The organism is Streptomyces sp. Tu 2975 (assembly GCF_009832925.1).
In the GTDB taxonomy this organism is placed as follows: domain Bacteria; phylum Actinomycetota; class Actinomycetes; order Streptomycetales; family Streptomycetaceae; genus Streptomyces.
The window spans coordinates 2,299,844-2,311,195 of the sequence record NZ_CP047140.1; the positions used below are offsets into that span (position 1 = coordinate 2,299,844).

Annotated in this window: 10 protein-coding genes; 3 read left to right on the forward strand and 7 right to left on the reverse strand. The window is 71.4% G+C overall.

The annotated features are described in order from the left end of the window. Window positions 1-18 precede the first annotated feature (18 nt). From GLX30_RS10050 to GLX30_RS10060, 3 genes are all read left to right on the forward strand, one after another. A complete protein-coding gene (locus GLX30_RS10050; RefSeq protein ID WP_159686249.1) occupies window positions 19-4,656 on the forward strand; it encodes an ATP-dependent helicase in 4,638 nt (1,545 codons plus the stop codon). Between the two features lie 36 nt (window positions 4,657-4,692). Further along, entirely contained in the window at window positions 4,693-5,496 is an 804-nt protein-coding gene (locus GLX30_RS10055) for a DNA-formamidopyrimidine glycosylase family protein (RefSeq protein ID WP_159686252.1), read from the forward strand. Window positions 5,497-5,576: 80 nt separating this feature from the next. Beyond that, window positions 5,577-6,338: an SDR family oxidoreductase gene (locus GLX30_RS10060; protein WP_159686255.1), complete on the forward strand. Its 762-nt coding sequence runs from the start codon at window positions 5,577-5,579 to the stop codon at window positions 6,336-6,338. On the opposite strand, the gene GLX30_RS35160 is transcribed toward GLX30_RS10060, so the two are convergent. The 7 genes from GLX30_RS35160 to GLX30_RS10095 all read right to left on the reverse strand — a co-directional run bounded on the left by GLX30_RS35160 (window position 6,286) and on the right by GLX30_RS10095 (window position 11,320). Then, window positions 6,286-6,525: a hypothetical protein gene (locus GLX30_RS35160; RefSeq protein WP_159686258.1), complete on the reverse strand. Its 240-nt coding sequence runs from the start codon at window positions 6,523-6,525 to the stop codon at window positions 6,286-6,288. The genes GLX30_RS10060 and GLX30_RS35160 overlap by 53 nt on opposite strands. A gap of 101 nt (window positions 6,526-6,626) precedes the next feature. After that, on the reverse strand, window positions 6,627-7,097 hold the full coding sequence (locus GLX30_RS10070; RefSeq protein WP_159686261.1) for a DNA starvation/stationary phase protection protein: 471 nt from the start codon (window positions 7,095-7,097) through the stop codon (window positions 6,627-6,629). A 174-nt stretch (window positions 7,098-7,271) separates the two neighbouring features. After that, window positions 7,272-7,652 carry a helix-turn-helix transcriptional regulator gene (locus GLX30_RS10075; RefSeq protein ID WP_005311156.1) on the reverse strand — a complete coding sequence of 127 codons (381 nt, stop codon included), beginning with the start codon at window positions 7,650-7,652 and terminating at the stop codon, window positions 7,272-7,274. Between the two features lie 109 nt (window positions 7,653-7,761). Further along, window positions 7,762-8,271 carry a CinA family protein gene (locus GLX30_RS10080; protein ID WP_159686264.1) on the reverse strand — a complete coding sequence of 170 codons (510 nt, stop codon included), beginning with the start codon at window positions 8,269-8,271 and terminating at the stop codon, window positions 7,762-7,764. Continuing rightward, complete coding sequence (pgsA, locus tag GLX30_RS10085) at window positions 8,268-8,933, reverse strand: CDP-diacylglycerol--glycerol-3-phosphate 3-phosphatidyltransferase (protein WP_159686267.1); 666 nt, start codon at window positions 8,931-8,933, stop codon at window positions 8,268-8,270. Before pgsA ends, GLX30_RS10080 begins: the two co-directional genes overlap by 4 nt. Beyond that, entirely contained in the window at window positions 8,930-10,426 is a 1,497-nt protein-coding gene (gene rimO / locus GLX30_RS10090; protein WP_159686270.1) for a 30S ribosomal protein S12 methylthiotransferase RimO, read from the reverse strand. Before rimO ends, pgsA begins: the two co-directional genes overlap by 4 nt. A gap of 72 nt (window positions 10,427-10,498) precedes the next feature. After that, window positions 10,499-11,320, reverse strand: coding sequence for a helix-turn-helix domain-containing protein (locus tag GLX30_RS10095; RefSeq protein WP_159686272.1), 822 nt, complete (start codon window positions 11,318-11,320; stop codon window positions 10,499-10,501). Between the last annotated feature and the right edge of the window lie 32 nt (window positions 11,321-11,352).

The window sequence follows — 11,352 nt, forward strand, 5'->3', positions numbered from 1 at the left end:
GGGTGCACGATGGTGGGCATGGCCAGGACTGCGCTCGACTCCTTCTCCCCCGCGACCCGAGGCTGGTTCTCGGGGGCGTTCAACGCGCCCACCGCCGCGCAGGAGGGGGCGTGGAAGGCCATCGGCGAGGGCTCGGACGTGCTGGTCGTGGCACCCACGGGATCCGGCAAGACGCTGGCCGCCTTCCTCGCCGCCCTGGACCGGCTCGCGTCCACGCCTCCGCCGGCGGAGGCGAAGAAGCGCTGCCGCGTGCTGTACGTGTCACCCCTGAAGGCTCTGGCGGTCGACGTGGAGCGCAACCTCCGCAGCCCGCTGACCGGGATCAGGCAGGAGTCGGTCCGGCTCGGCCTGCCGGAGCCGGAGGTGCGGGTCGGGATCCGCTCGGGCGACACGCCCCCCGCGGAGCGCAGGTCGCTGGTCACCCGGCCGCCGGACATCCTGATCACCACCCCCGAGTCGCTCTTCCTGATGCTCACCTCGTCCGCCCGGGAGGCGCTGGCGGGCGTGGAGACGGTGATCCTCGACGAGGTCCACGCCGTCGCGGGCACCAAGAGGGGCGCCCATCTCGCCGTGTCCCTGGAGCGCCTCGACGAGTTGCTGCCCCGCCCGGCCCGCCGGATCGGCCTGTCGGCCACGGTACGGCCGGTGGACGAGGTGGCCCGCTACCTGTCGCCGCAGCGCCGGGTGGAGATCGTCCAGCCGGTGTCCGGCAAGGAGTTCGACCTCTCCGTGGTCGTCCCGGTGGAGGACCTCGGCGAGCTCGGGGGCTCGCCCGCTTCGGACACCGGCGACGGGGTCGCCGAGAAGCCGTCGATCTGGCCGCATGTCGAGGAGCGCATCGCCGATCTCGTCCAGGCCCACCGTTCCACGATCGTCTTCGCCAACTCCCGCCGTCTTGCCGAGCGGCTGTGCAACCGCCTCAACGAGATCGCGTACGAACGGGCCACGGGCGCGCCCATGCCCGAGGACGGACCGCCGGCGGAGATCATGGCGCAGTCCGGGGCTGCCCGGGGCGCCCCGCCGCTGCTCGCCCGCGCTCACCACGGCTCGGTGTCCAAGGAGCAGCGGGCCCTCGTCGAGGAGGACCTGAAGGCGGGCCGATTGCCCGCGGTCGTCGCCACCTCGAGCCTGGAACTGGGCATCGACATGGGCGCGGTGGACCTGGTCGTCCAGGTCGAATCCCCGCCGTCAGTGGCGTCCGGTCTCCAGCGGGTCGGCCGGGCGGGCCACCAGGTCGGCGCGGTCTCCACGGGCGTGGTCTTCCCCAAGTACCGGGGCGATCTGGTGCAGGCGGCGGTGGTCACCGAGCGCATGCGCAGCGGCTCCATCGAGTCGTTGCGCATCCCCTCGAACCCTCTGGACGTGCTGGCCCAGCAGCTGGTCGCGATGGTCGCCCTGGACAGCTGGCAGTCCGACGACCTGCTGGCGCTGGTCCGTCGTGCCGCGCCGTTCGCCTCACTGCCCGAGTCGGCCTTCACCGCCGTTCTCGACATGCTCGCCGGCCGTTATCCCTCGGACGCGTTCGCCGAGTTGCGCCCACGCGTGGTCTGGGACCGGGTCGCGGGGACGGTCACCGGCCGTCCCGGGGCGCAGCGCCTCGCCGTCACCTCCGGAGGCACCATCCCGGACCGCGGCCTCTTCGGCGTCTTCCTCGCGGGCGCCGACCCCAAGAAGGGCGGCGGCCGCGTCGGCGAGCTCGACGAGGAGATGGTCTACGAGTCACGCGTCGGCGATGTGTTCACGCTGGGCACCACGTCCTGGCGGATCGAGGACATCACCCGCGACCGGGTGCTGGTCTCTCCCGCCCCGGGTGTGCCCGGGCGACTGCCGTTCTGGAAGGGCGACCAGCTGGGCCGGCCGCTGGAGCTCGGTCGGGCCGTCGGCGCTTTCCTGCGCGAGGTCGGCGGACTCACCCCGGAGGACGGCCGGCTGCGCCTGCTGGCCGCCGGTCTGGACGCCTGGGCCGCGGACAATGTGCTGGCCTACCTCGACGAGCAGCGCAGGGCCTGCGGCCATGTCCCCGACGACCGGACGATCCTGGTGGAGCGGTTCCGGGACGAGCTGGGCGACTGGCGGGTCGTGATCCATTCCCCGTTCGGGGCCCAGGTCCACGCGCCGTGGGCACTGGCGCTGGGCGCGCGTCTCGCCGAGCGTTACGGCATGGACGCGCAGGTGATGCACGCCGACGACGGCATCGTGCTGCGCCTGCCGGACGCCGACCTGATGGGGCTCGACCTGCTCGACCAGGACCCGGTGCTTCCGGACGGCTCACCGGACGGGGCGTACGACAGCGAGAAGGCGCCCGTCGGTGCCGCGGACGCCGTCTTCGAAAAGGGCGAGATCAGTCAGATCGTGACCGACCAGGTCGGCGGTTCCGCCCTGTTCGCCTCCCGGTTCCGCGAGTGCGCCGCCCGCGCCCTGCTGCTGCCGCGCCGCAGTCCCGGCAAGCGCACCCCGCTGTGGCAGCAGCGGCAGCGTGCCGCTCAGCTGTTGCAGGTCGCCAGCGAATTCGGTTCGTTCCCGATCGTCCTGGAAGCGGTCCGCGAGTGCCTCCAGGACGTCTTCGACGTCCCCGGGCTCACCGAACTGATGGGTGACATCGAGTCCCGCCGCGTCCGTCTGGTCGAGGTCACCACCCCAGAGCCCTCCCCCTTCGCCCGCTCCCTGCTGTTCGGCTACGTCGCCCAGTTCCTGTACGAAGGGGACTCGCCTCTCGCCGAGCGCCGGGCCGCCGCCCTGTCCCTTGACTCCCGGCTGCTGTCCGAGCTGCTCGGCCAGGCGGAACTGCGGGAGCTGCTGGACGCCGATGTGCTCACCGAGCTGGAGCGGGAGCTGCAGTGGCTGACCGAGGAGCGGCGGATCAAGGACGTGGAGGGCGTGGCCGACCTGCTGCGCGTCCTCGGTCCGCTGACCGAGGCGGAGCTCGTCGAGCGCGGGAGCGACCCCGGCTGGCCGCAGGAGCTCGCCGCGTCCCGTCGTGCCATCCGCGTCCGTATCGCCGGCGCGGACCACTGGGCGGCGGTCGAGGACGCGGGGCGGCTGCGTGACGCGCTGGGCACGGCGCTTCCCGTGGGCGTCCCGGAGGCGTTCACCGAGCCGGTCAAGGATCCGTTCGGTGACCTCCTCGCCCGGTTCGCCCGCACCCACGGCCCCTTCACCTCCGCCCAGGCCGCCGCCCGCTTCGGCCTCGGCGCGGCGGTCACCGACGGCGGACTCCAGCGCCTCGCCGCGAGCGGCAGGGTCGTGCAGGGCGAGTTCCACCCCTCCGGCATCGGCCAGGAGTGGTGCGACGCGGGCGTGCTGCGCCGACTGCGCAGGCGTTCCCTGGCCGCGCTCCGGCACGAGCTGGAGCCGGTGCCGCCCCCGGCGCTGGCCTCCTTCCTGCCCCAGTGGCAGCACCTGGGGAGCAGCAGCCTGCGCGGCATCGACGGCCTCGCCCGCGCCGTCGAGCAACTGCAGGGCGCTTCCGTGCCGGCCTCCGCCCTGGAGAAGCTGGTCCTCCCGTCCCGCGTCTCCCACTACAGCAGCACCCTCCTGGACGAACTGACCACGAGTGGCGAGGTGTTGTGGGCGGGTGCCGGCGCCCTGCCCGGCAAGGACGGCTGGGTCTCGCTCTATCTGGCCGACGCCGCCCCCCTGCTGCTGCCCCCGCCGCACCCGCTGGAGCTGACGGCGCTGCACGAATCGGTGCTCACCGCTCTCTCCGGTGGGTACGGCCTGTTCTTCCGCCAGATCGCCGACCAGGTCCGCGCCACCACGCATCCCGACGCCACCGACCCGCAACTGGCCGACGCCGTCTGGGATCTCGCCTGGTCCGGCCGGCTCACCAACGACACGCTCGCACCGCTCCGGGCCATGCTCGGCTCGGGTCGCACGGCGGGCTCCACGGCCCACCGGGCCAGGCGCACGGTTCCCCGTGGGCGCTACGGAAGCTTGACGGCGGCGGCCCGTCCCGCCTCGCGCACCGGTCCTCCCACGGTGAGCGGCCGCTGGTCGCTGCTGCCCTCCCCCGAGCAGGATCCGACCCACCGGGCGCACGCCCTGGCCCGGACCCTGCTGGACCGCCACGGCGTGGTGACGCGGGGCGCGGTCGCGGCGGAGGGCGTGGAGGGCGGCTTCTCCGCCGTGTACCGCGTGCTGTCGGCCTTCGAGGACAGCGGACAGGCGCGCCGTGGCTACGTCGTCGAAGGGCTGGGCGCCGCCCAGTTCGCGATGGACGGCGCGGTCGACCGCCTGCGAGCGGCGTCCTCCGCGCGGGACCGTGCCGAGGGCCAGGCCGCGCCCCGCGCGGTGGTGCTGGCCGCTGCCGACCCCGCGAACGCCTACGGGGCGGCGCTGCCCTGGCCGGAGCCGCCGGAGGGCGCCGGCCACAAGCCGGGCCGGAAGGCGGGTTCCCTGGTGGTCCTGGTCGACGGGGAGCTGACGCTGTACATGGAGCGCGGCGGCAAGACGCTGCTCGCCTGGGCCACCGACCCGGATGCACCGGCGCTGCACGCGGCGGCCGGAGCGCTCGCCGCCGCGGCCCGCGAAGGCGCCCTCGGGACGGTCACGGTGGAACGCGCCAACGGAGCTCCGGCGCTGACGGCACCGCTGGCCCGTGCCCTGGAGAGCGCCGGATTCCATGCCACACCGCGGGGGCTGCGCCTGCGCCCGTGACCGCCCCGCACCCGCCCGTCGCGCATCATGGGTGCCATGCCCGAAGGAGACACCGTCTGGCTGACCGCCCACCATCTGCACGCGGCACTGGCAGGCCAGGTCCTGACCCGTTCCGACCTGCGTGTCCCGCGCTTCGCCACGGCGGACCTGACCGGCCGGACCGTCCTGGACGTGACCCCGCGCGGCAAGCACCTCCTCACCCGGGTCGAGGGCGGGCTGACCCTGCACTCGCATCTCGGCATGGAAGGCTCATGGCGGGTGTACGACCTGAGTGCGCGCTGGAGCGGCGGCCCGTCGCACCAGATCCGGGCGATCCTGGGCAACGCGGCGCGCACCGCCGTCGGATATCGCCTGCCCGTCGTGGAACTGCTCCGTACCGCGGAGGAGGAGCAGGCCGTCGGCCATCTCGGGCCCGACCTCCTCGGCCCGGACTGGGACCCGGAGCGGGCGGTGGCGAACCTGCTCGCCGATCCCCTCCGACCGCTCGGGGAGGCCCTCCTCGACCAGCGCAACCTCGCAGGGATCGGCAATGTCTACAAGTCGGAGCTGGCCTTCCTTGCCCGCGTCACACCATGGCTGCCGGTCGGTGAACTGCCGACGGGCATTCCCGAGCGGTTGGTGGCCACCGCGCAGAGGCTCCTCGAGGCCAACAAGCGGCGCTTCGACCGGCGCACCATGACCAGCGGCCGCAATCCGTCGCAGAAGCTGTACGTGTACGGACGCAAGGGCCGCCCCTGCCCACGCTGCGGTACGCCCGTGCGTAAGGCCGACCAGGGAGAGCCGGGCCGTGAGCGTCCGACCTACTGGTGCCCGCGTTGTCAGACCGGCCCCACCACCTGACGAGCCGCACCTCGGTCAGGAATAGAAGCGAGCGGCGCCGCTGGTTGACGACCCGTCAGATACGGCCGTACGTTCCCCGTATGACCCTCACGGCGTACGACCTCACCGGCCGCACCGCTTTCGTCACCGGAGCGGCAGGCGGGATCGGCCGCGCCTGTGCCGTGCTGCTCGCGGAGGCGGGAGCGGTGGTCCACTGCGCCGACCTGGACGGGAACGGCCTCGCCGGGACCCGCTCCCTGATCGAGTCCACCGGGGGCAAGGCCCTTACGCACACCCTCGACGTCACCGACCGCACAGCCCTCGAAGCGGCGGTCGCGAGCGCGGACCGCCTCGACGTCATGGCCGCCGTCGCCGGGATCATGCACACCAGCGAGGTCCTCGAGACCCGGGATGAGGACCTGGACCGCGTCATGGCCGTCAATTTCAAAGGTGTGCTCTACGCGTGCCGGGCGGCGGCCGCCGCCATGATCCCGACGGGCGGCGGCTCCATCATCACGATGGCCTCCGGCGCGGTGGACGCGGCCAACGCCGGCCTGCTCTGCTACAGCGCGTCCAAGGCCGCCGTGGTCCAACTCACCAGGACGCTCGCGAGCGAACTCGGCCCGCATGGCATCCGTGTGAACGCGGTCGCCCCGGGCTGGGTCCGCACCCCGATGACCGACCGTCATGAGGCCGGTCTGCAGCAGAGGACGGAGACCGCGATGGCGCGGTTGTCACCCCTCGGACGCGTGGGCGAGCCCGCGGACATAGCCCACACGGTTCTTCATCTGGCTTGCGATGCCTCGTCGTTCACGACGGGTCAGATATGCCGCCCGAACGGGGGCGTCGTGATGCCCTGGTAGCCCGGCGGGCCGCCGTCGCGTGCACCGGGAGCAGGCTGAGCCCCCAACCACTCGCGGCCACCGCCCCTTCGACGACGCCGGAGTGCTCCGGGACCAGGGCAAGCCGAAGCACGGCCCACCACCACAAGCCGCCCACCACGAGTGCGAGCGCGACGACAGGCACGAGGACCGCCCCGCGTACTGCCATGGCTGCCTCCTCCGGCCCACGCTAATGCGACGCACCGGGCCGCGGGGAGGGCGCACGGTTGGGCGACCCGGCGCGCGGGGGCACCGATCGTGCGCTCGACGTCACGCGTTCTCCGCTTGGAACATCCACGCATGCTTCTCGAGGTCCGCGGTGAGCTGGATCAGGATGTCCTGGCTCACCGGGTCCGGCTCGGCGGTCGCCTCGATACGCTCCCGCATGCGTCCGATGACGGCCCCCAGGGAGTCGACCATGGTCCGCACGACATCGACGTCCTTGATCCAGCCTTCGGGAACGGAGCCGATGGCGCTCCGGGCGGCCACTGTCGCCGCCCGCCCGTCGGGTGCGACGCCGATCGCCGACGACCGCTCCGCGACCATGTCGGAGTGCTGCCGTGCGGTGTCGACGACCTCGTCGAGCTGCAGGTGAACGGACCTGAAGCGGGGGCCGACCACGTTCCAGTGCACCTGCTTGGCCACCAGGCCGAGGTCCACCAGATCCACCAGCGCACCCCTCAGCGCATCGCCGACCGTCTTGAGGTCCGCATCGGACAGAGTGCTCTTCACGACAGACATCCACGTCCTCCACTCGGTTCGCCGACTACCGTCCACGATTACATAACTACCGAAAAGAGCCATTCGGGACAGACGATCATGCGCAGTGCCCGCCCAAGCGAAAGGCCCTGACCGAGTACCGGTCAGGGCCCAGCTCAAACAGAAATGCCGTGCGGGATGGTGCAGGACCTGCGATCAAGCGGCGACGACGTCGACCGCTTCCGCGGGTGCCTTGATCGTCACGCGCTCCGTCGGCACACCTGCCACCGACGTCACGGAGACGGAGCCCAGCATGGGACGTACCGGTGCGGGCACCTCGCCGGCGGCTGCCGACTCGGCCAGTTCGGCCAGCGACAGTTCGTCGCTCACTTCACGCATGAGCTCGGACATCCGTACGTCAAGCGCGTCGCAGATCGCGGAGAGCAGCTCGGAGGATGCCTCCTTCTGCCCCCGCTCCACCTCGGAGAGATAGCCGAGCGAGACTCGGGCGGACGAGGAGACTTCGCGCAGAGTACGGCCCTGGCGCTGGCGCTGCCGACGCAGCACGTCACCAAGCAGGCGACGGAGCAGAATCATCGGTGGCTCCCTCCTCGGACCGCGTAGCCGCATCCTTCACGCCCCACCGTACCGCCTTGCGCGGCGGCCGTGCGGGGAGCGATGTCGTGTTCACTCAGGGCTGCAAACATCAATTCCCCCCGTTCTGTTCCGTATCCTGTGCCCGCGCGTTCTCGCGCAGTTCCTCGTGCAGCAGCTCCAGCACGCTCCGTACACTCTCTCTACGGATTTCCCCGCGGTCGCCGTTCAACCGCAATGCGGCCACTTTCCCGGTTCCCGCCGGTCCCGCGACAGCCACATATACCGTCCCGACCGGCCGCCCGTCCTGCGGATCGGGACCTGCCACCCCGGTGGTCGCGAGACCCCAATCCGCTCCCATGACGTCCCGGACACCGGCCGCCATCTGCGACGCAACCTGCGGATCGACCGCGCCGCGCTCCGCCAGAAGGACCCCGTCGACGCCGAGAACATCCCTCTTGAGGGTGGTGGCGTACGCCGTGACGGAACCGCGGAAGACTTTCGAGGCTCCGGGCACCGAAGTGAGCTCCGCGGCCACGAGACCGCCCGTGAGGGACTCTGCGGCGGCCAGGGTCTGACCACGCTCCGCAAGCAGTGCCAGGACTGCGGCGGCCCCCGTCACTTCGAGGAGCCCGCCCCGGCCCGCTCGGCGGCGAGCCCCTTGCGCCTCAGCACGATCGCCTGCCGCACGTAGTCGAGGCCCGTGACGACGGTCAGCACCACGGCGAGAGCCATGACCCAGAACCGCAGCGTCGCCAGCGGTCCGGTCAGCGCCAGGACGTACATGCCCACAGCGGTGCCCTGCGCGAGCGTCTTCATCTTGCCGCCGCGGCTGGCCGGAATCACCGCGTGCCTGATCACCCAGAACCGCATCAGCGTGATCCCGAGCTCACGGAAGAGGATGACTCCGGTCACCCACCAGGGAAGGTCGCCAAGCGCGGAGAGACTGATCAGTCCCGCCGCCATGATCGCCTTGTCGGCGATGGGGTCCGCGATCTTGCCGAAGTCGGTGACCAGGTTGTACGTGCGGGCGAGGTGCCCGTCGAAGATGTCGGTGATCATGGCGACGGCGAACGCCGCCCATGCCCAGGCCCGCCAGGCCGGGTCGTAGCCGCCGTCCTGCAGCAGCAGCACGACGAAGGCCGGCACGAGGACGAGCCGCACCATGGTCAGAATGTTGGCGATGTTCCACAGGCTGGCCTGATTGACGGCCGCAGCGCCCAGCTTGCCGCCGGGCGCCGGCCTTCCGGTCCCGCCCGCCGCGGATGCCGGCACTCCGGTCATCTGCCCGCCTCCTCGTCAGGGGTCCGGGAGCCCACCCCAAGGACCTCGCAGTACTCGGCCACCAGGTCGACACCCTCGGTACCCACGACCTTCGCCACGACCATACGACCGGCCTCGAGACCCTCGCCCGACGTGAAGACGACCTGGCCGTCGGTCTCCGGCGCCTGATGAGCGGCACGCCCCACCGCGCCGTCCTCGTCGTCGACGGACTCCACCAGTACCTCAAGGGTCTCACCGAGACGCTCCTCCGCCCGCTGCGCGGTGAGCTCGTCGGCGATGCGCGACATGTGCTCGAGCCGCTCCGCGATGACATCGGCGTCCAGCTTGCCGTCGTAGGTGACGGCCTCTGTGCCCTCTTCGTCGCTGTATCCGAAGACTCCGACGGCATCCAGGCGCGCGGCCGAGATGAAGCGTTCCAGCTCCGCGAAGTCGGCCTCGGTCTCGCCCGGGAAGCCGACGATGAAGTTCGATCGCACGCCGGCCTGCGGAGCCTTGCCGCGGATGGTCTCCAGCAGCTCCAGGAATCGCTCCGTGTCTCCGAAGCGGCGCATCGCCCGCAGCACACCGGGCGCGGAGTGCTGGAAGGACAGGTCGAAGTAGGGAGCGACCTTAGGGGTCGAGGTGAGGACGTCGATCAGCCCGGGACGCATCTCGGCCGGCTGCAGATAGCTGACCCGGACCCGCTCGATGCCGTCGACGGCCGCCAGCTCGGGCAGCAGCGTCTCGAGCAGACGGATGTCGCCGAGGTCCTTGCCGTAGGAGGTGTTGTTCTCGGAGACCAGCATGATCTCCTTGACGCCCTGCTCCGCCAGCCATCGCGTCTCGCCGAGGACATCGCTCGGACGGCGCGAGATGAAGGAGCCGCGGAAGGACGGGATGGCGCAGAAGGAGCAGCGCCGGTCGCAGCCGGAGGCCAGCTTCACGGAGGCGACGGGGCTCGTGCCGAGCCGCCGCCGCAGCGGTGCGCGCGGTCCGGACTCCGGGGCGACGCCTTCCGGCAGGTCCTCGGGCACCGGGGCCACCTCGCCGTGGCCGGGCAGTGCCACGTCGGTCGCCTGCTGCCGCTCGACGGGGCTCAGCGGTAGCAGCTTGCGCCGGTCGCGGGGGGTGTGCGAGGCGTGGACGCCGCCGCTGAGGATGGTCTGCAGGCGGTCGGAGATGTCGGCGTAGTCGTCGAATCCGAGCACGCCGTCTGCCTCCGGGAGGGCCTCGGCGAGGTCCTTGCCGTACCGCTCCGCCATGCATCCGACGGCGACGACGGCCTGGGTTCTGCCGTGATCCTTGAGATCGTTGGCTTCCAGCAGGGCATCGACGGAGTCCTTCTTGGCGGCCTCGACGAATCCGCAGGTGTTGACGACGGCGACGTCGGCGTCGGAGGCGTCCTCGACGAGCTCCCAGCCGTCCGCTGCCAAGCGGCCTGCAAGCTCCTCCGAGTCCACCTCGTTACGGGCGCATCCGAGAGTGACAAGGGCGACGGTACGGCGTTCGGGCATGAGCTCAAGACTACTTTGTCCCGGCGCGGGCCCCGGCCGCGAGGGTCGGGGCCCGTGCCGGGACGAACGGGCTCAGCCGACCTCGGGGTCACCCTTCGTGTAGGAGAGCCGTTCGACGCCGCCCATCTTGAATTCGTCCTGGACCTTCTTGCCGTTCACGAACAGCTCGATCGCCCCGGCGTTGCCGAGGATCAGGTCGACGCGCTCGTCGTCCTGGAAGGTCTTGGTCTCGCCCTTGAGCAGCAGCCCGTCGAAGAGCACCTTGCCGTTGTGCGATTTGGCGGAGATCCAGCTCTTGTCGCTGGATGCGGACAGCTTCACCGTGACCTTGTCCTTCGGCAGGGCCGCGATGGCACTGTCCGAGGGTTCGGGCTTGGGATCGGCGGGCTTGGTCGTCCGTGCGTCGGTGGGAGTGGGCTTCGTACCGGAGGCGGGGCCTTCCGCGACGTTGCCGCCGCTGCTCTCTCCGTCACTGAAGAGCGTGAAGCCGGAGAAGCCGACCACGGCGACGATCGCCGCGACCATGGCCGCGGTCCAGTTGGGGCGGCGCCGCTCGGGACGGATGCGCTCGGCTTCGAACAGCGGGGCGGCAGGCGTCGGGGCAGGGCGGCCACCGTGCTCGTCGTCGAACTGTTCGACGAGCGGTTCGGGATCGAGTCCGACGGCGCGGGCGAGCATACGGATGTGCCCGCGGGCGTACACGTCGCCGCCGCAAGGGGAGAAGTCGTCCTCCTCGATCGCGTGCACGATGGGCATGCGCACCCGGGTGGAGGTACTGACCTCGTCAACGGTGAGGCCTGCGCCGACACGCGCCTGCTGGAGCACGTGGCCGATCGAAGGCCGGTCGTCTTTGGCGGAAGGCCGGTCGTCTTCGGGGGAGTTGCCGATGGACACGGGGGCGCCTTTCGAGCGTGTAACCACCTGCT